Origin of the sequence: Dactylosporangium sucinum, assembly GCF_014647515.1 — a bacterium.
GTDB classification, from domain to species: domain Bacteria; phylum Actinomycetota; class Actinomycetes; order Mycobacteriales; family Micromonosporaceae; genus Dactylosporangium; species Dactylosporangium sucinum.
Genome location: NZ_BMPI01000094.1, coordinates 17,055 through 38,508, shown reverse-complemented (window position 1 = coordinate 38,508; position 21,454 = coordinate 17,055). Strand labels below are relative to the sequence as shown.

The window sequence follows — 21,454 nt, the reverse complement described above, 5'->3', positions numbered from 1 at the left end:
CTGCGCCTGCGGCCTCTACCTCAACAACCCCACCGCCTGGCTCACACCCCCGACGAACTAACGCGGTGCTGCACTAGATCCTCACGCGTACAGCGCGAAGTAGATCGCGATGTGGTGGCAGATTGCGGCCACCAGCGTGCAGGCGTGGAAGAACTCGTGGTGGCCGAACACGGTCGGCCACGGGTTGGGTCGGCGGAGCGCGTAGAACACCGCACCGACCGTGTAGAACGCCCCGCCGACCAGCGTGAGCACCAGGGCGGTGACGCCGCCGTTGTGCAGCAGGTCGGGGAGCACCGCCACCGCGACCCAGCCCAGCGCGAGGTAGAGCGGCGCGGACAACCACCTCGGCGCGTTCGGCGTGATGAGCTTCATGCCGACGCCGAGGACCGCGCCGCCCCACACCACCGCCAGGATGACCTTGCCGGCGGTGTCGGGCAGGAGCAGCACGCTGAACGGCGTGTATGTGCCCGCGATGAACACGAAGATCATGGAGTGGTCGAGCCGGCGCATGATCTTGTAGCCGCGTTCGGACCACACCCGCCGGTGGTACAGCGCGCTCGTGCTGAAGAGCGCGACCACCGTCAGGCTGTAGACGGCGCAGCTCACGAACGGTGCCCAGCCGGGGCGGGCCGCCGCCAGCGAGCACAGCACGATCCCGCACACGACCGCGACCCCGGCGGCGTACGCATGCAGCCAACCGCGCATCCGCGGCTTGCCGAGGTCGACCGGGCGCAGGCGGGTTTCGGTCTTCACGGTCACGCCCTCCAGGCTACGGTACCGTAGGTTACTCGCAAGTATCGTGTGGACGTCTATCGTGACGGCATGCAGGTCCGTCCGGTCGGCGGCAACGCCCTGTTGATCGAGGTCGACGATCCACTCGCGTGGTTCGCCCACCTCGACGCGGAGCGCCGCGCCGGCCGACTGGCGGCCGTCGACATCGTGCCCGGTGCGCGCACGATTCTGCTGGACGGTGTGGCCGACGCCACCGCCGTCGCCGCCACCCTCCGCGACACCCGCCCCCCGTCCCGCCCGCCGTCGTCGTCCGTCCCCGTCGAGCTGCCGGTCCACTTCGACGGCGAGGACCTCCCGTTCGTCGCCGAGCACGTCGGCGAGTCCGTCGACACCGTCGTCGCCACCGTCCTCGCCACCGAGCTGCGCGTCGCGTTCTGCGGCTTCGCGCCCGGCTTCGCCTACCTCGCCGGCCTGCCCTGGACGCTGCCCCGGCTGCCCAGCCCCCGGCCGCGCGTGCCGGCGGGCGCGGTCGGTCTCGCCGCCGAGTTCCTCGGGGCGTACCCGACCGCCTCACCCGGCGGCTGGCGTCTCATCGGCCACACCGACTCGCCACTGTTCGATGTCGACCGCGAGACGCCGGCGCTGCTGTACCCGGGCCGGGCCGTGCGAATCGTGGCGGCATGACCCTTGTCGTCGACGCGGCCGGCCCGCTCACCACCGTCCAGGACCTGGGCCGTCCCGGGTACGCGCACCTCGGCGTCCCCCGCTCCGGCGCCCTCGACCAGCCGGCGCTGATCCTGGCGAACCGGCTCGTCGGGAACGACCCCGGCGCGGCCGGGCTGGAGATCACGCTCGGCCCGTTCGCGGCCACGCTCACCGCGGCCGGGACCGTCGCCCTCACCGGTGCCGCCGCGTCCCTCCGCGTCGGTGGCCGGCCCGCGGCGCTCAACGCGCCCGTCGCGGTCCGCGCCGGGGACCGGATCGAGATCGGGCCCGCGGTGCTCGGCCTCCGCGGCTACCTCGCGGTTTCCGGCGGTCTTCAAGCGGCAGCGGTACTGGGGAGCAAGTCGACCGACACCCTCTCGGCGCTCGGCCCGGCCGTCGTCCGCAACGGTGACCGGCTGCCGATCGGGCCACGATCCGGGGCGCCCGCCGCCGTCGACGTCGCCCCGCGGCCCTGGCTGGGTCGCGACGTGACCCTGCGGATCACCTGGGGACCGCGCGCCGACCGGTTCGCCGATGCGCAGGTGCTCACGCAAGGGCGGTACCGGATCGATCCCCGCAGCAACCGCATCGGGGCGCGGCTCGTCGGGCCCGGGCTCACCCGCGCCGTCGCCGGAGAACTGCCCAGCGAGGGCATCGTGCTCGGCGCCGTCCAGGTCCCGGCCGACGGGCAGCCGCTCGTGTTCCTGGCCGACCACCCGACCACCGGCGGGTACCCGGTCGTCGCCGTCGTCGACCCCCGCGACCTGGTCCTGCTCGCCCAGGCCCGGCCGGGCGATACGGTTCGGTTCCATGGACCTGAACAGTGACCTCGGGGAAGGGTTCGGCGTCTGGCGGCTCGGCGACGACGACGCCCTGCTGACCATCGTCACCAGCGCCAACGTCGCCTGCGGCTTCCACGCCGGCGACCCGTTCACGATGCGCCGCGTCAGCGATCTCGCCGGCGACCGGGGCGTGCGCGTCGGCGCGCAGGTCGGCTACCGCGACCTGGCCGGGTTCGGCCGGCGCCGGATCGAGGTGGACGTCGCCGAGCTCACCGACGAGCTGCGATACCAGATCGGCGCCCTGTCGGCGTTCGGGCCGGTCGGCTACGTCAAACCGCACGGCGCCCTCTACAACACCGCCGCCGTCGAGCCGGGGCACGCGTCCGCGGTCGTGGCGGCGGCGTCCTCGTTCGGGCTGCCCGTGCTCTGCCAGCCCGGATCCGTCCTGTACCGGCTGGCCGACGAGGCCGGGCTGCGGGTGGTCGCGGAGGGGTTCGCCGACCGGGGCTACCGGCCCGACGGGCGGCTCGTCTCCCGCGCCGAGGCCGGTGCGCTGGTCACCGACGTCGAGGCGGTCGCGGCCCGGGCCGTGCGCATGGCCGTCGACGGCGTGGTCGAGGCCGTCGACGGGACCGTGGTCGCGATGCCGGTCGAGTCGCTGTGCGTGCACGGCGACACCCCGGGCGCGGTCGCGATGGCCACCGCGGTCCGGGATGCGCTGGTCGCGGCCGGGGTGAAGGTCGCGCCGTTCGTCGCTTAGCCGTTGTTGTTCAGGCGTCCAGGCCGCGCAGGATCAGCGGGAGTCGCCCGGCGCCGTCCTCGGCCACCGTGATCGGCACGCCCCAGTCCTGGCGGGTGAGGTGGCAGGCCGGGAACTCGGCGTCGATGTCGCACGTCGCCGCCTGCGCCACCACCTGCAGTACACCCGTGGAAATCTCGGGATTGAGGACCAGGCGGCGGCGCAGGTCGGTCGTGATGCCCGCGCCCTCCAGCAGCAGCTCCGGCGGCGAGGCCGACACCTCCAGCCGGGTCGACGGGCCGAACGACTCGTCGAGCTTCTGGCCCGGGGCCGGCTCGAAGATCAGGTCCAGCGCGACCTCGCCGGGCGCCAGCACGGTGGACGGGCGCTCGGTGCGGTGCCGGGTCCCTTCGACGTCGATGCCGGCCGCCTGCAGGGTGCCCGGCGCGAGGCGGATCAGCCGGTGCGCGGCCGACTCGACCACGATGATGTCGCCGTGAGCGGTGCTGACGATGGCGCTGGGCTCGCGGAGGCCGTCGACGACGGTGGTAACGGTCTTTTCGGATATACGGCGGATTGCGCCGTTGTAGGTGTCGGCCACCAGGACGCTGCCGTCGGGAAGCGCGAGGACGCCCAACGGGTGCTGGAACAGCGCCTGGTCGACCGGCCCGTCGACGTGGCCGAAGTCGAACAGCCCCTGGCCGGCGGCGGTGTGCATCTCGCCGTCCTCGATCCAGCGGACGGCGGAGGACTCGCTGTCGGCGATCCACAGCCGGCGGCCGTCGGGGGAGGCGGACAAACCGGACGGCTGGGCCATCCACACCTCGTGCAGCGGCCCGTCCCTGAGCGCCTCGACGGTCGTGCCGGCATAGACGCCGGCCGTTCGCTGGACCGGGTTGAACCACCACAGCTGGTGGATGCCGGCCATCGCGACCACGACCCGGTCGTCGTACCAGGCGACGTCCCACGGCGACGAAAGGTCCACCGCCAGCGAGTCATGCTGGTCGAAGTCGACCGAGCCGCGCCACTGGCGGCCGCTGCCGGCGACGGTGCTGACCTCACCGGTATCCAGCCTGAGGCCACGCAGCAGGTGGTTGACGGTGTCGGCGACGACGACGTCGTATCCGGCGATCTCCGCGACATGCGGCGGCAGCAGGCACAGCCCGCCGGGCTCGGAGAACTGCGGCTCGGTGCCGTCCTTGCGCCCGCGCTCCCCGGTCCCGATGCGCCTGATCAGCGTCTCGTTGTCGGCGCCGAGCTCGACGATCGAGTGATGGGTCGAGTCGGCGACGAGGAAGTGCCCGTCGGGCAGCGCGAGCGCCTTGCCCGGGAAGCGCAGCACGGTGTCCTCGGCGGCTTGCTCCCGGGGCAGCGGCGCATCCCCGCGGCGAAGGGTGCCCCGGGCCTCGTGCACCCTGACGAGCTCCTCGACGAGCCGGGCAAGCCCCTCGGCATGGCCTTCGCCGGCCATGGTCGCGACGACGTACCCCTCCGGGTCGATGACGGTGAGCGTCGGCCAGGCCTTGGCGGCGTACTGCTGCCACATGTCCATGTCGGGATCGTCGAGCACGGGATGCTCGACCCCGTACCGCTCAACGGCGGCCTTGAGCGCTTGGGCGTCCTTCTCGTGCTCGAACTTGGGCGAATGCACACCAATGGTGACGAGAACGTCCTGGAACCGCTGCTCAAGCGGCCGCAGCTCGTCCAGCACGTGCAGGCAGTTGATGCAGCAGAACGTCCAAAAATCGAGGACGGTAATTTTTCCGCGCAGATCGGCCAGGGTGAGATCCTCGCCGCCCGTGTTGAGCCACCCGCGCCCGCGCAGCTCAGGAGCGCGGACACGGGCCTTGAGGAGCGGGGACGTCGCCGGATCGTTCATGGCGCCCAGTCTGCCGGATAGGCGAGGGAGGCTCGTGGCCTCCCTCGATCACCGCTACTTCTGGTTGGCCGGGCGGAGGCAGAGGACCTCGTCCTTCTGACCCTTGTGCTGCAGGACGATGTACGGCTGGCTGGCGTCCGAGCAGCTCTCCGGCTTGTCGACCTTCGAGACGATCTGGAAGGCGTCGGCGTCCGAGCAGTTCGCCTTCTTGGCCGAGTCGCCGTCCTGCTTGACGCAGGAGTTGACGGCGAAGCTCGTGCTGCCGGCGTTGCTGAGGGCGACCACGATGGCCGTGCCGGCGACCGCGAGCAGGAACACCACGACCACGACGACCAGGCCGAGCAGCAGGCCGCGGCGGCTCTTGGGGGCCGGGGCCGGGGTCGGGACGCCGGTGCCGCCGTCCACGGGCGGGGTCGGCGGGGGCTGCTCGCCGGGCATCGTGACGAGGTCGCTGTACTTCGGGGCGCCGACGGCGGTGGGCACCGACGCCTGGTAGACGCCGGTCGACGGGGGCGGCGAGGACTGGTAAACCCCCGTGGCCGGCGGGGCGCTGGTGGCCGGCGGGGCGAACGCCGTCGGCGGGCCGGCGGCCGGCGGTGCGGAGGAGGGGAAGGTGGCGGCGGGCGGGAAGGTCCCAGCGGCCTGAGGCACCGCCGGCGGGAACGTGCCCGCGGCCGGAGGCACTCCCGGCGGGTACGTGCCCGCGACCGGGGCCACCGCCGGCGGGAACGGACCGGCGGGCGGCGCGGGCGGCGCGCTGGCCTGCCCCGCGCTGGCTTGTCCGGCGGCGGGTGAGAAGGACGCCGGTGGGGCGCTGGCCTGGCCGGCCGCGGGTGAGAAGCTCTCCGGGGCGGTGGCGGGTGGGGCCGAGACGCTGGCCTTTCCACTGACGGGTGGGGCGGGCGGCTGGTACACGCCGGTGGCCGGCGGCGCCGACGACGGGTAGGTCGCGGGCGGGGCCGAAGACGGGTACGCGCCGGCCGCGGGCGGCGCCGACGACGGCGGGGCCGAGGCCGGGTACACGCCCGCTGCCGGCGGAGCGGAGGCCGGTGGGGCCGAGGCCGGAACCGTGCCCGGGGCCGGCGGCGCCGAGGTCGGGGGCACGGACGCGCGGGCCGTATACGTCCGGCCGGGCTGCCCGGTCGACGGGATCTGGCCGAGGCTCGGCGGCGCGGCTGCCGGCGGGGTGTCGGTGACCGGCGGGGCCGAGGCCGAAGCGGGGCCGGGCTGGGGCGGGGGCACCTGGGCCGAGCCGGCGGGGACGCGAGCCGAACCCGACGCCGGCGGGACCTGGGCCGAGCCGGAGCTCGCCGACGGTGGGGCGGCCCACGGGTTGTCGGCCGGCGCCGCCGGGGCATTTGCCGCAGCTGCCGTGAACGGCGGCGCGGAAGCGGGGGGAGCCGACGTCGGTGGGGTCGACTCCGGAGCCGGCTGGGCGACCGGCATGAAGCCGGGGAACGAGCCGGGTGGGCCGGGGACCGGGTGGGCGGGAGGCTGACCGTACTGGGTCGGGACGCCCGCGCCCGGGACCCTCGGCGGCAGCGGCCCGGCTGGCGGGAAGGGGCCGGGGCGGGGCGGCTCGGCTTCCTGGTCAGCCGGTGGTGGGGACGTCGGGGCCGGCACCGACGCCGTGGCGCGGACGGCCGGGGGCTTGCCGACCGGCGGCGTGGCCGCCGCCCCGTCGTCCGCTTCGGACGGGTTGGGCTGGTCGGACGTCATGCGAGCCTCCTGTTGGTCTGACCCTTGCGACCGTAGTCGACATGGGACGGACTTTGCAGAGCCGGTGCCGAGCTTCGTCGGCGGGTGCGACGAAGTGACCACACGTTAGCGGTACGAAAAAGCCGCCCCGGTCCGGGGAGGGACGGACCGGGGCGGTTCGGGGGTGTGGTCGGCGGCGCTCAATCGCGGCTGAGCATCGCGTGGAGCTCGTCGCGCAGGGCGTTCGACGGGTTCTTGGCGATGGCGCGCTCGATCGCGTCCATGCGGCGGGCGGCCTTGCGCCGCTGGCGGTACCGCTCGATGAAGGTGCTCACGGCTGGCTCCTCGGGTGGGAATGTAAGGACGTCTCTCGGTTCACGTCCATTACAACGCCCGGAAGCGCCGCGGATCCAGCGAATATGAAGTGACTCGCCCCACGTGCCGAAGATTCGTAGGCGGAAGACCTGGGTAAACGCCCAGTTCGTCGGCCACATGACAGTGGCCCCGGGCTCAGCCCGGGGCCACCTGCTGTGGATTGGCCTGCTCAGCTCCAGGCCAGGAGCGCTCCCTCGGGGTCCTCCAGGAACGCGCCGACGTCGCGCAGGAACTTCGAGCCCAGCTCGCCGTCGATGATCCGGTGGTCGAAGGACAGGCCGAGCGTGGTCACCTGGCGCACCTTGATCTTGCCCTTGTGCACCCAGGGCTGCTCGCGGATGGCGCCGAACACCAGGATCGCCGACTCGCCCGGGGGCAGGATCGGGGTGCCGGAGTCGACGCCGAACATGCCGACGCTGGTGATCGTGAACGTGCCGCCGGTCATGTCGGCCGGCGGGGTGCGGCCCTCGCGCGCGGTGGACACCAGCGCGTTCAGCGCGTCGGCCAGCTCGCGCGTGGTCAGCTCCTGCGCGTCCTTGACGTTGGGCACGATCAGGCCGCGCTGGGTGGCGGCCGCGATGCCGAGGTTGACGTAGTGCTTGACCACGATCTCCTCGCCCGCCCAGGTCGAGTTGACCATCGGGTGCCGCTTGGCCGCCAGGAGCACGGCCTTGGCGACGAGCAGCAGCGGCGAGACGCGCACGTCCCGCCAGTCGCGGTGCGCCTTGAGCCGGTCGAGCGCCTTCATCGAGCGGGTCACGTCGACCGTGAGGAACTCGGTCACGTGCGGCGCGGTGAACGCGCTGGCCACCATGTTCTCGGCGGTCAGCTTGCGCACGCCCTTGACCGGGATGCGCTCCTCGCGCCCGGCCGGGGGCTTGGCGACGACAGCGGCGGCCGGGGCGGTCGTCGCCGCCATCACGTCGTCGCGGGAGATCGAGCCGTTGGGCCCGGTGCCCGTGAGGCCGGCCAGGTCGACGCCCAGGTCCCGGGCGAGCTTGCGCACCGGCGGCTTCGCGAGGACGGGGCCGCCGGAGCGCGCCGCCGGAGCGGGCGCGGGCGCCGGGGCAGGCGCCGGAGCGGGTGGCGGGGGCACCTCCTCCGCGACAGGAGCGGGCTCGGCCGGTACCACCGGAGCCCCCGGGGACCGGGGACGCCGCTTCGCCACCGCGGTCTTCGGTCCGTAGCCGACGAGGACCGCCGTGCGCCCGCCGGGTGCGGGGCCGCCGATCAGGCCCGGCTCGACCGGCGCGTCGCCGGCCACGTCGACCGCCGCGAGCGACGCCGCCGACGGCGCCGGCAGGTCACCGGCGGCCGGGTCGGTGTCGATCGCGATGATCGGGGAGCCGACCTCGACGGTCGTCCCCTCCGGATGGAAGATCCGGGTCACCTGGCCGGCCCACTTCGCCGGGATCTCGACCGCCGCCTTCGCGGTCTCCACCTCGACGATCGGCTGGTTGAGGGTGATCGTGTCGCCGACCTGCACGAGCCACTTGAGGATCTCGCCCTCGGTGAGGCCCTCGCCCAGGTCGGGCAGGTTGAACTCTTTGACCCTGGTCACGTGCCCGCCCCCTAGAACCCGAACGAGCGGTCGACGGCGTCGAGCACTCGATCGAGGTCGGGCAGGTATTCCTCTTCGATGCGCGCGGCCGGATACGGCGTGTCGAAGCCGCCGACCCGCAGCACCGGGGACTCGAGGGAGTAGAAGCACTCCTCGGTGATCCGGGCGGCGAGCTCGGAGCCGAGGCCGAGGTTGACCGGGGCCTCGTGGACGACGACCGCGCGGCCGGTGCGGCGCACCGACGCGTAGACGGGCGCCATGTCCAGCGGCGACAGCGAGCGCAGGTCGACGACCTCGATCTCGCGCCCCTCCTCGGCGGCCGCGGTGGCGGCGTCGAGAGCGGTGCGGACCATCGGGCCGTAGGCGATCACGGTCGCGTCGCGGCCGGGGCGGGCGACCCGCGTGGCGTGCAGCGGCAGGCTCGCCGAGTCGACGTTGACCTGGCCCTTCTCCCAGTAGCGGCGCTTGGGCTCCAGGAAGATGATCGGGTCGTCGGACTCGATCGACTGCTGGATCATCCAGTACGCGTCGTCGGGGTTGGAGCAGGAGACGACCTTGAGGCCGGCGGTGTGCGCGAAGTAGGCCTCGGGCGACTCGGAGTGGTGCTCGACCGCGCCGATGCCGCCGCCGAACGGGATGCGGATCACGATGGGCAGGCTGACCTTGCCCTTCGAGCGGTAGTGCATCTTCGCGACCTGCGACACGATCTGGTCGTAGGCCGGGTAGACGAACCCGTCGAACTGGATCTCGCACACCGGGCGGTAGCCGCGGATGGCCAGGCCGACCGCGGTGCCGATGATGCCGGACTCGGCGAGCGGCGTGTCGATGACGCGGTCGTCGCCGAAGTCCTTCTGCAGGCCGTCGGTGATGCGGAAGACGCCGCCGAGCTTGCCGACGTCCTCGCCCATGACGAGGACCTTGGGGTCGCGCTCCATGGCCCGGCGCAGGCCGGTGTTGAGCGCCTTGCCGATCGTCAGGGTCTCGGCCATCAGTGCCCACTCCCCTCGAACGACGCAAGGTACCTGGCGAACTGTTCCTTCTGCTGGTCGAGCTCCGGCGACCCGTTGGGGTAGACGTGGTCGAAGAGCGTCATCGGGTCGGGGTCGGGCATGCTGAGCACCCGCTCGCGCAGCTCGACCGCGGCGACGCGCGCCTCCTCGTCGATCGCGTCGAAGTAGTCGGCCTTCGCCACGCCCTGCTTCTCCAGGAAGGCGCGCAGCCGCTTGATCGGGTCCTTGGCCTGCCAGGCCTCGACCTCGCTCGCGATGCGATACCGCGTCGGGTCGTCCGACGTGGTGTGTGCGCCCATCCGGTAGGTGTAGGCCTCGATCAGCGACGGGCCCTGGCCGTGCCGGGCGTCGTCGAGGGCCTTGCGGGTCACCGCGTAGCACGCGAGCACGTCGTTGCCGTCGACCCGCAGGCCGGGGAAGCCGAAGCCGCTCGCCCGGTGGTACAGCGGGACCCGCGTCTGCCGCTCCAGCGGCTCGGAGATCGCATACTGGTTGTTCTGGCAGAAGAAGACCATCGGGGCGTTGAAGACGGAGGCCCAGATGAACGCCTCGTTGACGTCTCCCTGGCTGGTGGCGCCATCGCCGAAGTACGCAATGACGGCCTCGCCGTCGTCGGAGCCGACCTTGCCGTCCTTGGTGATGCCCATCGCGTAGCCGGTCGCGTGGAGCGTCTGTGCGCCGATGACGATCGTGTACATGTTGAACTTGAACTCGTTGGGGTCCCAGCCGCCCTGGTCGACGCCGCGGAACAGGCCCAGCGGCATGATCGGGTCGATGCCCCGGCAGTAGAGGACGCCGTGCTCGCGGTAGGTCGGGAACGCCATGTCCTGCGCCCGCAGTGCCCGGCCGGACCCGACCTGGGCCGCCTCCTGGCCGAGCAGGCTCGCCCAGATGCCCAGCTCGCCCTGGCGCTGCAAGGCGGTCGCCTCGGCGTCGAGCTTCCGGACCACGACCAGGTCGTGGTAGAGCGAGCGGTATTCCTCGTCGGTGAAGTCGACCGTGTAGCCGGGGTGCTCGACCCGGTCGCCCTCAGGGGTGAGTAGCTGCACGAACGCGGGTTCAGGCGCGGCCCGCGTCCCAGACGTCCGGGCCTTAGCTTCGCCCTTCGCCATCCGTATCTCCCTGTCGTCTCTCGCGTCGGCAGCGGGGGTGACCCTGCCGCGCAGCGGGGGTGGCTGCCACGCGGCGTCCCGGTGGGGTCGGCGCGTCGCGGGTGGGCATGACCGTGATCATGCCCGGGAGCCGGCCCCGGGGGCTCTGCCTCGCAGGGTATGCGGAGGCTACGGCCCCGTTGCCGGTGTGTGTCCAGCATCGCAGAAGGCGTGTGGATCGACACCATGGAGTCCCGGTTCCCCGGACGGCGGATCCCGAAAAATCCACCCGAGCCGGGCAGATCTTCTCGTCGTAACGGCCCGTTAAACCTTTTGTCCTTCCCCGGATCGTCTTTCCCCGGATTTCTTGGAGTCCCCGTTGTCCTCCCCGTCTGACGGTGCGGACGTCCGCACGCATCGAACGTTCTCGCCGAACCGGCGGCCCTTGCTGATCTCGGCGCTGCTCGTGGCGCTGACCTCGGTGCCGACGATGATCGTCGTGGTGGCCGGCAGCGCGACGCTGGACAGCACGCCGCCGTCGCGGGCGCCGATCGTCGCCGAGCCCGGTCCCGGCCCGGTCGTGATCGACACGCCGACCGGCCCGCCCACCGGTGGACCGGGCCGGCAGTCGCTCGCCGCGGTCCCGACCGCTCCCCAGCCGCCGGGTCGCCCGCGGGCCTCGGCCGGCGCCTCCGGTGGATCCGGCGGCGGTTTCGGCGTGGGTACCTCCACAAAAGGGCCCCAGAAGGCGCCCTCCGCCGAGGCGTCTCCGCCCGCGCCCGTCAAGCCGCCGGCCGTGGAAACGCCCGCTTCCCCGGGCGTGCCCGATGGAGGGGTGCCGATCCAGGATCGCGCGTGGCCCGGCTGGGACGCCACGCTGCGGGGCCGCAAAGAGTCGACCGTGACCTGGCGCCGCCAATGGCGCTCCCCATCGGGTTCGGTCGATCAGGCGGTTTCTGCTGGCCGATCTCCGGACTGCTCGTACTGATCGGCTCGGGTCAGCGGGCGGCGCGGGTGTTCGAATTCCGCGTGACAACGGCCCAGGCGGTGACGAACGGCTTGCACGGCCACTGCGCACAGCCGGCGGTGCAGGCCGTCCCGGGTCCGCCGGTCGCCGGCTGGTGCCGCTCCGCGCGGCGCCGCGCGTCGGTGACCGCGTGGTCGTAGATGACGGCCATCCGCGCTCAGACTCCCTGCACGGCGGGGGCCGTCCACAGCAGGCGGGCGCTGTAGAGCTGCTGGGCCGTGGCCAGGGCCGCCTCCGCCGAGCGGAACGTCATGACCTCAGACTTGCCGTTGCCGAGCCGCCAGGTGAGCACGGCGAGATCGGGCAGCTCGTGACCCCAGGCGACCACTTGGGGGTGGTCATCGTCCTCGGGATCCGCGACAATGCCGAACAGCCGGGGCGCGCCCTCCAGCAGGAGCATGTCGTCGTCGAACACCGCTGATCTCCCTCCGGCTGAGGTGCGATCTGACTCCTTCAGAATGCACGTGCAGGTTTCCGCGGGCAATACGCCGTGCCGAAGTTGAGTAGAGCAACCCAATCGCTCAATGCGGGGCGCGGCTTGCGCGCCAACCCGGTAACGGACACACTCGTCTTGAGTAATGGAGGTGAGCGGTGTCCAGCGCCCAGAGCCCCACGTTCCCGCGTTTCCAGTTGGGCAAACAACTGCGCGTGCTGCGCGAGAAGGCGCGGCTCACCACCGAGGACGTCGGCCTGCAGCTGGACTGCTCGCCGAGCACGATCAGCCGGATGGAAGGCGGCAAGGTCGGGATCCGGCGCAGCACGCTGGAGCGCCTTCTCGAGATTTACGAGGTTGACGATCAAGAGCACATCGAGACATTGATCGCCCTCGCGCGGGAGGGTAAGACGCGCGGCTGGTTCGCCCGCTACGGCGACCTCCCGGCCAGCTACTCCCGCTACATCGGGCTGGAGTCCAACGCGGTCGAGATGCGCGACTACGAGGCGCTCGTGGTCCCCGGCATGCTGCAGACCGAGGAGTACACCCGAGCGCTGCTCGCGGCGGCGTCACCCGGCGAGTCCGAGGATGCCGTCGAGGCGCACGTCAAGGCCCGGCGCGAGCGGCAGGGCCTGCTCAACCGCGCCGAGAATCCCTTGCAGTTCATCGCGGTCCTCGATGAGAGCGTGATCCGCCGCCTCATCGGCGGACCCGACATCATGCGGTCGCAGCTGAAGCACCTGGCCGACATGGGCCGGGCGAGGAACGTGACGATCCAGGTCCTGCCCTTCAGTGGAGGGGCATATGCCGGCATGGCCGGGTCGTTCGCGATCCTGAAGTTCGAAGGTGCACCAAGCGTCGTGTATGCCGAGGCGATGGCCGGTGACATCTATCAGGAGGCCGGCGACGTCCAGCGGTACCACGACGTGTTCGAGAGTCTGCGAGCCGCCGCGCTCAGTCCCTACGAGTCGATCAGGTTGATCGAGCTCGCGATCGCTGAGACGGCCTGACCAGAAGGAGTGCGCAGATGGCTGCGCTCAACGAACGGTGGCACAAGCCCACCCGAAGCGGCAACAACGGACAGTGTGTCGAGGCGCGGTTCGTCGACGGTGTCGTCGAGGTCCGCAACTCCAACGCTCCCGACGCGGGCAGCGTGCGGTTCACCCGCGCGGAATGGGAGACGTTCATCGCGGCGGTCGACACGGACGGCGAATTCCGCCTGCCGTAGCCGTGTGACCCCGGCCCTCATCTGAGAACGGCGAAGGGACAGCCCCGACCGGCTGTCCCTTCGTCGTTTTAGCTGCGAGCCGTCCTCGATCGTATCGCCGATCGATCGTTTCCGTAACTGTCCGGTCGCTATCCGCGTGATGCTACAAAAGCCGCAGTTGGTAGCAATACCGCGATGTAGGTGTCGCCACCGGCCCCGGCGGAGTAAGGATGGGTTATGACCCAGCGTCGTCTTCGCAGGTGGTGGCGATCGTGACGGAAACCGTGGCGCACAGGTCCGGGTCCGCGGCCCTGACGATCCGGGCGTACCGCCCGACGGACCATCGCGAGTGCCGGCAGCTCTGGGCCGAGATGACGGAGGAGCACGAGGGTTCGGCCGACCCCGGCGCCTTGTTCGAGGAGTACCTCACCCGCCTCGACCTTTCCGGCATGTGGGTCGCCGACGTCGGCGGCACCGTGGTCGGCATGGTCGGGCTGCTCCTCGACGGCCGCGGCGGCGCCGTCGAGCCGCTGGTCGTGTCGTCCGCCCGCCGCGGCGAGGGAATCGGCCGCGCGCTGCTCGAACACGTCGCCGACCAGGCCCGCCGGCGCGCGCTGGGCCGGCTGACGATCTCGCCGGCGGCGCGCAACCTGGACGCGATCCGCTGCCTGCACGCGGCCGGCTACGACGCGCTGGCCCGGGTCACGCTCGCCATCGACCTGCGCGGGCGCGGCGGCACCTGGCAGGACGGCATAGACCTGCACGAGCTGCGGTTCAAGTACTGACCGCGCGGCTGTGGACAAAAACGGGCGTTGTCCACAGCCGAAAACCGCGAGTTCCGGCGGCGGGGCGCGGCGACGAGCCTGGTTGCATGACGACGACCACCGCCGAATCGCCCCGGCTGCGCCTGCGCAGCCAGTCCGACATCCTCGCCGCCACGCCCTACCTGCTCGGCTTCCACCCGACCGACAGCCTCGTGGTGCTCGGCCTGCGCGGCCCGGGCCTGCACTTCCACGTCCGCGGCGACCTGCCCGACGACCGCGACGACGGCGACGTCCTCGCCGAGGAGTATGCGGTGATGTTCGCCCGGCACGGGGTCGACGGCGTGGTGCTGGTCGCCTACGGCCCGGTCGAGCGAGCCGAGCCGTTCCTGCTCGCCGTCGCGGCCGCCATGCGGCGGCACGGCATCACCGCGGCCGAGTGCCTCCGGGCGCACGACGGGCGGTTCTGGTCGTATACCTGCGACGTTCCCGGCTGCTGCCCGGCTGAGGGCCGCCCGTTCGACGTCACCACCTCGGCGGCCGCCGCGGAGGCCATCCTCGCCGGGATGGTGGCGCTGCCGGACCGGGATACCGCGGTGCGCGGACTGGCCGGGCCGAGCGGGGCCGCGCTCGCCGCGATCGAGGAGGCGACCGACCGGGCCGGGCTGCGCCTGGTCCGCCTGGCCACCGAGGCCGCCGGGGCCACCGAGGCCCCCGGGGCCACCGGGGCCGTCGCGGGCGGCCACGGCGCGGGTGGCCTCGGCACGGGCGGGGTCGGGCCGGCTGCCGTGCGGGCCGGTGCGGTCGCGTTGGCGGCGGCGCTCAAGCGCTACCGGGCCGGGGACCGGCTCACCGACGACGAGGTCGCCTGGCTGACGCTGCTGCTGCACGTGCTGCCGTTCCGCGACCAGGCCTGGCTGTGCATCGACCGCGACGGGCCGGCGGGCCGGGCCGTGCACCGGCAGCTGTGGACCGACCTGGTGCGGCGGGCCGAGCCGGGGCTGGTCGCGCCGCCCGCGATGCTGCTGGCCTACCTGAGCTGGCGGTCGGGCGACGGCCTGCGGGCCGCGATCGCGGTGGATCGGGCGCTGGAGGCGGATCCGCAGTATCGCGGGGCGCGGCTCATGGCCGAGATCCTCGACCGGGCGCTGCCGCCGTCGGCGCTGCCGCCGCTGGGGCGGCCCCGTCGACGCGCTGTGCGCCGGCGTATGCGTTGAACGTCGGGCCGCGCAGGAAGCCGACCAGCGTCATGCCCGCCTCCTCGGCCAGGTCGACGGCGAGCGTGCTCGGCGCCGACACGGCGGCCAGCACCGGGATGCCGGCCATCCAGGCCTTCTGGCAGAGCTCGAAGCTGGCCCGCCCGCTGACCACGAGCACGTGGCCGGCCAGCGGCAGCCGGCCCTGCCGGGCGGCCCAGCCGACGACCTTGTCGACGGCGTTGTGCCGGCCCACGTCCTCGCGCAGGCAGACCAGCTCGCCGGCCGCGGTGAACAGCCCGGCCGCGTGCAGTCCGCCGGTGGTGGCGAACGCCCGCTGCCGCCGCCGCAGCGCGTCGGGCAGCGCGGCCAGCACGGCCGGCGCGACGGTCACCGGGTCGGCGGCGACGTCGAACCGCGACCGGGTCCGGACGGCGTCGATGCTCGCCTTGCCGCAGACCCCGCAGGAGGAGGTGGTGTAGAAGTTCCGGCTCGGGTCGGTGACCGGCGCCGGGACGCCGGGGGAGAGCGCGACGTCCACGACGTTGTACGTGTTCGGCTCCTGGTCGCCCGCGCACAGCTGGGCCGTGCGCACGTCCTCGGCGTCGCGGACGACCCCCTCGGTGACCAGGAAGCCGATGGCCAGGTCGAGGTCGTCGCCCGGGGTGCGCATGGTGACGGCGAGCGGTGGGCGGGGCCCGCCGCCGGCCGGGCCGACGCGGATCTCCAGCGGCTCCTCGGCGGCCAGCGTGTCGGGCCCCGGCGCGGCGCTGACCTCGGCGCCGTCGACGGTGACCCGGACGATCCCCCGGCGTTGGGTGACGCGGCCCATGTGTTCGTTCCCTTCACTGGTCCGGCCCCGCTGGTCCGGTTTCCGGCTCCCGGCTAGACGGTAAGTTCTGGAGGTGTCGTCGGCCAGTGTTCCCCGCAACCGTCCGCCCGCCGCCGTGGCCGCGGTGGTCCTCGCCGGCGGGCCCGGGCGCCGGATGGGCGGGCGCGACAAGCCGATGGTCCCGGTCGACGGCGTCCCGATGCTCGCGCGCGTCCTGACCGCGGTCGCCGCAATCGCGACCGAGGTCGTCGTCGTGGGCCCGGACCGCGGTGACCTGGGCCCGGGTGTCCTGACGGTGCAGGAACAACCGCCCGGAGGGGGGCCCGTCGCCGGTCTTGATGCCGGCCTGGCGGCGCTGCGCACGGCGCCCGATGTCGTCCTGGTGCTGGCGGCCGACCTGCCCCGGCTCGACGCCCCGGCGGTCAGACGGCTGGTCGGCGCCGTCGACGAGCGTGACGGAGCGGTCTTCGTCGACGGTGACGGGCGCCGCCAGGTGCTGTGCGGGGCCTTCCGGAGCGCGGCGCTGCGCACGGCGCTGAGCCGGGTCGGGGACCCGGCCGGGGTCGCCGTGCGGCAGCTGATCGAGGGGCTCGACGTCGGCGAGGTCGGGTGGGACGAAAGCGGCATTCCGCCGTATTTTGACTGCGACACCGAAGCGGACCTGCGGAGGGTGCATGAGTGAGAACGTGCTGGCCGACTGGCTCCGGACGGCTGCCGAGGCGCTCGGGGTCGACGCGCTCACGATCGAGGAGCGCGACGCGATCCTCGATCTCGCGAAGGACGTGGCGCACGGGGTGGCCCGGCCCGCCGCGCCGCTGACCGCGTTCCTGGCCGGGGTGGCGGTCGGGCGGGGGGCGGATCTGCAGCGTGCGCGGGAGGTGCTGGGCCGTCTGGCGACCCGGGCTGAGGGGACGATCGAGTCTGGATAGGGTGGGGCCGGGGGATAGGAGGCATCATGGCGGGTGACCAGGACGAGGTCCGGTCGTATGAGACGGCGCTCTTCGACGACGAGGACCCGGTCGGCGGCAACCTCAAGGAGAAGGTGGCCGAGGCCTGGCGTGAGTTCGCGCGGCACCTGGTCGGCGGGCTCAACGACCTCGCGCCCGGCACCACGCTCGACCTCACCCTCGACCCGACCGCGTCGGGGACCGGCGACGCCATCTATTCGGTGCAGGTGACCGGCGAGGACGACGACATGCTCGCGGCGACCGCGGTCGGCAACGCCGACCTGCCGACGGCGTATCGGCTGGACCGGACGGTCATCGCCGAGATCGTGGCGCTGGGCTGGGCGCCGCCGGGGGTGCTGCCCGGGTCGGGCGAGTCCTTCGGGCTGCGGGTGCCCAAGAGCGAGGCGACCCACCTGAGCCGGCTCGTGACGCGCACCCTGCGGGACATCTACGGCACGCCGCACCCCGCCTTCCTCACGTATCTCGCGCACGACGTCAACGGGCGGGTGGCGCCCATCCCGTCGCTCGGGGTCGCGCGTTCGCTCGCGTCGATCGCGGACGCGGACGGCGACGGGGTCGTGGACGTGCAGTCGGCCAAGCACGAAGAGATCGACGGGCTTCCGCTGGCCGACAAGGTGACCACGGTCGTCGCGCGGCTCATGAAGACCACGCCCGAGGAGCTGCCGATCGACCCCGACGGGGACATCGGCATCCGGTCGGGCTCGGCGATGGTGTTCGTGCGCGTGCGCGACAACCCGCCGCTGGTCGACGTGTTCTCCCCGATCCTCACCGAGGTGGAGCCCACCGAGCGGCTCTACGTGAAGCTGTCGGAGCTCACCAACCGGATGCCGATCGGCCGGCTGTATTGCACGAACGACACCGTGTGGGCCTCGGTCCCGGTGTTCGGCCGCGACTTCCAGCCGACCCACCTCATGCTCGCCGTCCAGGTCATGACCGGGCTGGCCGACGAGCTGGACGACCGGCTGCACGGCGAGTTCGGCGGCAAGCGGTTCTTCGGCGAGGGCGACAAGCCCAAGCCGGCGATCACCGGCGAGGGCGAGCGCACGGGGATGTACCTCTAACGGAATTTTGAGGTTCGGCCGACGGGACGTCGAGGTTCGGCTCGTTCCATCGACAGGTGATGAGAAAGCGGATCGGCGGCGCCGCGCTGGCGCTCGCCGCGGTGGCGATCTTCGCGGCGGCCTGCGGGTCGGGTGACGACTCACCGTCGGCCGACGCGGCGGCGTCCGGCGGCACCGACTATGCGTCCTGCCTGCGCAACAACGGCGTCGAGCTGCCGCAGATGAACGCGTCGAACCGGCCGACCGCCCGCCCGTCGTTCAGCCCGCGGCCGTCGGGCGAGCCGCGGCCGTCGGGCAGCGGCGGCTTCCGGGGCGGCGGGGGTCCGGGCGGCGGCGGTGGCTTCTTCGGCACCGCGGCGCCCAACGGCGTCGACCAGCAGACCTGGGAGAAGGCGCAGAAGGCGTGCGAGTCGCTGCGCCCGACCGCGTTCCCGAGCGGCGGCTTCGGCGGTGGCGGTGGCCCCGGCGGTGGCGGCGGCAACGGCCGGAACGCGGCCTACATCAACTGCCTCACCGAGCACGGCGTGACCGTCAACGGGCCGATCGACCAGCTCGACACCTCGGACCCGAAGGTGTCGGCCGCGATCACCGCCTGCGCGCCGCTGCGGCCGAGCGCCCAGCCGGCCCCCTCGGCGAGCTAGCCTACTGACGGGGTGCGTCGGCGTCGCACCCCCTGTGCGTCGATCTTGTGGCCGAGGAGTATCACAAACCGGGCACCGTGGGATGGACCCGGCGCCTCGGCCGCAGGATCGACCCGGGAAGCGCGTGTCGGTGCCGGGCGCCCGTCGTTGCCTAGGGTATGGACGCGCTCGACACCTTCTCCCGGACCTTCCTCTCGGCCACCGCGCTGGGGAGCCTGCGCGCGACCACCGTCGCCCGGCACGTCCAGGTGCTGCGCGGCTGCGCCGGTGACCGGGACGCGGTCGCCGTCGTGGCGCGGTGCTCGTCGCCGCTCGGCCGGCGTGGCCTGCTGATGCTGACCCGCAACCGGCTGGTCGTGACCAGCGAGTCCGGCCTGCTGCGCCGGGTGGCCCTGCACCTCAACGCGGCCCTGCACCACCTCACCGACGTCACGTGGACGCCCGAGCCGAGCCGCACCGGCCTGCAGCTGGGCCTGACCGCGATCGACGGCGTGCGCGAGAACCTCTGGATCCGGCTGGCCTGCGCCCCGGAGATGCGCCGCCTCGACGAGGCCCTGAAGCAGGCGTTCCGCGCCCCGTTCGGCGCCGTCCAGCCCGCGTTCGAGCCCGCCCGGGCCGGCGCGGCCTGGCAGCTGGCCACCGCGTGACCGATCGATAGCTCCCGAACATCCTCCGAACGTCCTCGGGCGCCGTCCACCGGCAGAATGGGGCGGTGGAGCAGGGCAAGGGTCTGGTGCTGGTCGTCGAGGACGAGCGGCCGATCGCCGATCTTCTCCGGATGTACCTCAGCCGCGAGGGCTTCGGCGTGCACGTCGAGCACGACGGATCGGCCGGCCTGGCCGCGGCGCGCAAGCTGCGGCCCGTCGCCTGCGTGCTCGACATCGCGCTGCCCGGCCTCGACGGCACCGAGATCTGCCGGCGACTGCGCGAGGCGGGCGACTGGACGCCGGTGCTGTTCCTGACCGCGCGCGACGACGAGGTCGACCGGATCCTCGGGCTGGAGCTCGGCGGCGACGACTACGTCACCAAGCCGTTCAGCCCGCGCGAGCTGGTCTCCCGGGTCAAGGCGGTGCTGCGCCGCACCCAGGGGCCGCCCGATGCCGAGCAGGTGCGCACGGTCGGGCCGATCACCATCGACCCCGCGCGGCGGGAGTGCCGCGTGGACGGTAGCCCGGTGAGCCTGACCTCGACCGAGTTCTCGCTGCTGGCCCACCTCATGGGCCGGCCCGGCCGGGTGTTCACGCGGGAGGAGCTGCTGGGCTCGGTGTGGGGGTACGCGGCGCACTCGGGCACGCGCACCGTCGACGTGCACGTCGCGCAGGTCCGCGGCAAGCTCGGCGACGCCGCCGCGGTGATCCGCACGGTTCGCGGCGTCGGGTACACCGCCGATGCTTAGGTCGCTGGCCGCCCGCACGGCGCTCGTCACGTGCGTCGTCGCGGTCGTGAGCGTGCTGGTGACCGCGCTGGTCGGCGCGCCACTGGCGGTACAGGAGGCGAACCGGACCGCGCGGCAGCACCTCACCGACGAGGCCGTCCTCACCGCCGAGCTGCTCAAGGCCCGCTTCAACACCCGCCAGAACGGGGACGAGCAGGCCATCGTGCGGTTGCTGAACAACCGCGGCATCGACGTCTTCCTCATCCGCTCCGGCCAGGCCGACCGCCCCGGGCTGCCGGAGAACGTGGTCAGGACCGTCACCGCCGGGCGGCCCGTCAGCGCGCGCCGGGTCATGGTCGACGGGCAGGTGCGCCTGATCGTCGGCCGTCCCGTCGGCGCGAACAGCGGCAACGGCGTGGTGCTCAGCGAGCCGCCCGGGACCGGCACCCTGAGCCGCATCGCCGGCCAGCTGTGGATCGCGCTGCTCGCCGGGCTGGCGGCCGGCCTGATCGCCGGGCCGCTGCTGGCCCGCCGGATCGCCCGGCCGATCCGCACGGTCGCCGCGGCCGCGAAGCGGCTGTCGGCCGGGGACCGCAGCGTGACGCTCGACCCGGGCGGGCCGGCCGAGGTCGCCGAGCTGGCCCACGCCGTGAACGGGCTGACCGCGGCCCTGGCCACGAGCGAGGGGCGCGAGCGCGAGTTCCTGCTGTCGGTGTCGCACGAGCTGCGGACGCCGCTGACGACGATCCGCGGGTACGCGGAGGCGCTCGCCGACGGCGTCGTCGGCCCCGACGGCGCCCAGCGCGCCGGGCAGACCGTGCTCGACGAGGCCGAGCGGCTCGACCGGCTGATCGCCGACCTGCTGGTGCTGGCCCGGCTGGAGGCCGCCGACCTGCCGGTCGAGGTGGTCGACGTGGACCTGACCCAGCTGGTGACGACGACCGCCGAGGCGTGGGGCGGGCGGATCGCCGCCGCCGGGCTCGTGCTGCGCACCGAGCTGCCGCCGCACCCGATCACGGTGCGCACCGACCCGGGGCGCATCCGGCAGATCGTCGACGGGCTGCTGGAGAACGCGCTGCGCGTGGTGCCGGCGCCGGCGCCGATCGTGCTCGCCGTCCGGGCGACCGCCGCCGAGGCGCGGCTCGAGGTGCGCGACGGCGGGCCGGGATTCACGGACGAGGATCTGGCGGTGGCCTTCGAGCGGGGCGCGCTTTCCCGGCGGTACCAAGGGATCCGCCAGGTCGGCAGCGGACTCGGGCTGGCGCTGGCGGCGCGGCTCTCCCGCCGGCTGGGTGGACGGATCGAAGCGCGTCACGCCCCCGAGGGCGGTGCGCAATTTACGGTCAGCATGCCGTTGCGGACCGTGTCATGATGCATGTCT

25 protein-coding genes are annotated in these 21,454 nt (G+C 73.1%); 15 read left to right on the top strand and 10 right to left on the bottom strand.

The features are described from left to right. Positions 1-81 precede the first annotated feature (81 nt). Positions 82-705, bottom strand: coding sequence for a PAQR family membrane homeostasis protein TrhA (gene trhA, locus IEZ31_RS50575; protein ID WP_190257320.1), 624 nt, complete (start codon positions 703-705; stop codon positions 82-84). Between the two features lie 117 nt (positions 706-822). Between trhA and IEZ31_RS50570 the strand changes: the two genes are divergently transcribed. Genes IEZ31_RS50570 through IEZ31_RS50560 form a run of 3 tightly spaced genes read left to right on the top strand, consistent with a single transcriptional unit; the run spans position 823 to position 2,979 of the window. Next, positions 823-1,416 carry a 5-oxoprolinase subunit B family protein gene (locus IEZ31_RS50570; protein ID WP_190257312.1) on the top strand — a complete coding sequence of 198 codons (594 nt, stop codon included), beginning with the start codon at positions 823-825 and terminating at the stop codon, positions 1,414-1,416. Beyond that, positions 1,413-2,264 (top strand): 5-oxoprolinase subunit C family protein, encoded by an 852-nt coding sequence (locus IEZ31_RS50565; RefSeq protein WP_190257311.1) that lies wholly within the window; start codon positions 1,413-1,415, stop codon positions 2,262-2,264. The genes IEZ31_RS50570 and IEZ31_RS50565 overlap by 4 nt, the downstream gene beginning before the upstream one ends. Further along, entirely contained in the window at positions 2,248-2,979 is a 732-nt protein-coding gene (locus IEZ31_RS50560; RefSeq protein ID WP_190257310.1) for a LamB/YcsF family protein, read from the top strand. The genes IEZ31_RS50565 and IEZ31_RS50560 overlap by 17 nt, the downstream gene beginning before the upstream one ends. Before the next feature lie 10 nt (positions 2,980-2,989). Here IEZ31_RS50560 and IEZ31_RS50555 read toward each other — a convergent pair whose 3' ends face one another. The 6 genes from IEZ31_RS50555 to pdhA all read right to left on the bottom strand — a co-directional run bounded on the left by IEZ31_RS50555 (position 2,990) and on the right by pdhA (position 10,593). Then, complete coding sequence (locus tag IEZ31_RS50555) at positions 2,990-4,837, bottom strand: NHL domain-containing thioredoxin family protein (RefSeq protein ID WP_190257309.1); 1,848 nt, start codon at positions 4,835-4,837, stop codon at positions 2,990-2,992. A 54-nt stretch (positions 4,838-4,891) separates the two neighbouring features. Then, positions 4,892-6,556, bottom strand: a complete 1,665-nt coding sequence (locus IEZ31_RS50550) for an LppU/SCO3897 family protein (RefSeq protein ID WP_190257308.1) — start codon at positions 6,554-6,556, stop codon at positions 4,892-4,894. Between the two features lie 179 nt (positions 6,557-6,735). Beyond that, positions 6,736-6,870 (bottom strand): hypothetical protein, encoded by a 135-nt coding sequence (locus IEZ31_RS58750; protein ID WP_268241765.1) that lies wholly within the window; start codon positions 6,868-6,870, stop codon positions 6,736-6,738. A gap of 209 nt (positions 6,871-7,079) precedes the next feature. After that, on the bottom strand, positions 7,080-8,471 hold the full coding sequence (locus IEZ31_RS50545) for a dihydrolipoamide acetyltransferase family protein (RefSeq protein WP_190257307.1): 1,392 nt from the start codon (positions 8,469-8,471) through the stop codon (positions 7,080-7,082). Between the two features lie 11 nt (positions 8,472-8,482). Beyond that, positions 8,483-9,463, bottom strand: coding sequence for an alpha-ketoacid dehydrogenase subunit beta (locus tag IEZ31_RS50540; protein ID WP_190257319.1), 981 nt, complete (start codon positions 9,461-9,463; stop codon positions 8,483-8,485). Beyond that, positions 9,460-10,593, bottom strand: coding sequence for a pyruvate dehydrogenase (acetyl-transferring) E1 component subunit alpha (gene pdhA, locus IEZ31_RS50535; protein WP_190257306.1), 1,134 nt, complete (start codon positions 10,591-10,593; stop codon positions 9,460-9,462). The genes IEZ31_RS50540 and pdhA overlap by 4 nt, the downstream gene beginning before the upstream one ends. Before the next feature lie 358 nt (positions 10,594-10,951). On the opposite strand from pdhA, the gene IEZ31_RS50530 reads away from it, so the two are divergent. After that, on the top strand, positions 10,952-11,560 hold the full coding sequence (locus tag IEZ31_RS50530) for a hypothetical protein (RefSeq protein ID WP_190257305.1): 609 nt from the start codon (positions 10,952-10,954) through the stop codon (positions 11,558-11,560). A 10-nt stretch (positions 11,561-11,570) separates the two neighbouring features. On the opposite strand, the gene IEZ31_RS50525 is transcribed toward IEZ31_RS50530, so the two are convergent. After that, positions 11,571-11,750 (bottom strand): hypothetical protein, encoded by a 180-nt coding sequence (locus IEZ31_RS50525; RefSeq protein WP_190257304.1) that lies wholly within the window; start codon positions 11,748-11,750, stop codon positions 11,571-11,573. Positions 11,751-11,756: 6 nt separating this feature from the next. Continuing rightward, positions 11,757-12,014 carry a hypothetical protein gene (locus IEZ31_RS50520; protein ID WP_190257303.1) on the bottom strand — a complete coding sequence of 86 codons (258 nt, stop codon included), beginning with the start codon at positions 12,012-12,014 and terminating at the stop codon, positions 11,757-11,759. A 176-nt stretch (positions 12,015-12,190) separates the two neighbouring features. On the opposite strand from IEZ31_RS50520, the gene IEZ31_RS50515 reads away from it, so the two are divergent. From IEZ31_RS50515 to IEZ31_RS50500, 4 genes are all read left to right on the top strand, one after another. Continuing rightward, positions 12,191-13,042, top strand: a complete 852-nt coding sequence (locus tag IEZ31_RS50515) for a helix-turn-helix domain-containing protein (RefSeq protein ID WP_190257302.1) — start codon at positions 12,191-12,193, stop codon at positions 13,040-13,042. 17 nt (positions 13,043-13,059) lie between these two features. Beyond that, positions 13,060-13,260: a DUF397 domain-containing protein gene (locus IEZ31_RS50510; protein ID WP_033359839.1), complete on the top strand. Its 201-nt coding sequence runs from the start codon at positions 13,060-13,062 to the stop codon at positions 13,258-13,260. A 251-nt stretch (positions 13,261-13,511) separates the two neighbouring features. Continuing rightward, entirely contained in the window at positions 13,512-14,024 is a 513-nt protein-coding gene (locus tag IEZ31_RS50505) for a GNAT family N-acetyltransferase (RefSeq protein WP_229837100.1), read from the top strand. Between the two features lie 86 nt (positions 14,025-14,110). After that, a complete protein-coding gene (locus tag IEZ31_RS50500; protein ID WP_190257301.1) occupies positions 14,111-15,217 on the top strand; it encodes a DUF4192 domain-containing protein in 1,107 nt (368 codons plus the stop codon). Here the strand turns inward: IEZ31_RS50500 and fdhD are convergent. Beyond that, the gene (gene fdhD / locus IEZ31_RS50495; RefSeq protein ID WP_190257300.1) at positions 15,123-16,028 is read right to left on the bottom strand and encodes a formate dehydrogenase accessory sulfurtransferase FdhD; all 906 of its coding nucleotides are present in this window, start codon (positions 16,026-16,028) and stop codon (positions 15,123-15,125) included. The genes IEZ31_RS50500 and fdhD overlap by 95 nt on opposite strands. 73 nt (positions 16,029-16,101) lie before the next feature. On the opposite strand from fdhD, the gene mobA reads away from it, so the two are divergent. The 7 genes from mobA to IEZ31_RS50460 all read left to right on the top strand — a co-directional run bounded on the left by mobA (position 16,102) and on the right by IEZ31_RS50460 (position 21,445). Further along, positions 16,102-16,710: a molybdenum cofactor guanylyltransferase gene (gene mobA, locus IEZ31_RS50490; RefSeq protein ID WP_229837099.1), complete on the top strand. Its 609-nt coding sequence runs from the start codon at positions 16,102-16,104 to the stop codon at positions 16,708-16,710. Further along, positions 16,703-16,957 carry a DUF6457 domain-containing protein gene (locus tag IEZ31_RS50485; RefSeq protein ID WP_190257299.1) on the top strand — a complete coding sequence of 85 codons (255 nt, stop codon included), beginning with the start codon at positions 16,703-16,705 and terminating at the stop codon, positions 16,955-16,957. Before mobA ends, IEZ31_RS50485 begins: the two co-directional genes overlap by 8 nt. Before the next feature lie 26 nt (positions 16,958-16,983). Further along, entirely contained in the window at positions 16,984-18,057 is a 1,074-nt protein-coding gene (locus IEZ31_RS50480; RefSeq protein ID WP_190257298.1) for a T3SS (YopN, CesT) and YbjN peptide-binding chaperone 1, read from the top strand. A gap of 59 nt (positions 18,058-18,116) precedes the next feature. Beyond that, positions 18,117-18,698 (top strand): hypothetical protein, encoded by a 582-nt coding sequence (locus IEZ31_RS50475; RefSeq protein ID WP_190257297.1) that lies wholly within the window; start codon positions 18,117-18,119, stop codon positions 18,696-18,698. Between the two features lie 158 nt (positions 18,699-18,856). Beyond that, on the top strand, positions 18,857-19,345 hold the full coding sequence (locus tag IEZ31_RS50470) for a hypothetical protein (protein WP_190257296.1): 489 nt from the start codon (positions 18,857-18,859) through the stop codon (positions 19,343-19,345). A gap of 65 nt (positions 19,346-19,410) precedes the next feature. Beyond that, a complete protein-coding gene (locus tag IEZ31_RS50465; protein WP_268241764.1) occupies positions 19,411-20,094 on the top strand; it encodes a response regulator transcription factor in 684 nt (227 codons plus the stop codon). Next, a complete protein-coding gene (locus tag IEZ31_RS50460) occupies positions 20,087-21,445 on the top strand; it encodes a sensor histidine kinase (protein ID WP_190257295.1) in 1,359 nt (452 codons plus the stop codon). The genes IEZ31_RS50465 and IEZ31_RS50460 overlap by 8 nt, the downstream gene beginning before the upstream one ends. Positions 21,446-21,454: the final 9 nt, after the last annotated feature.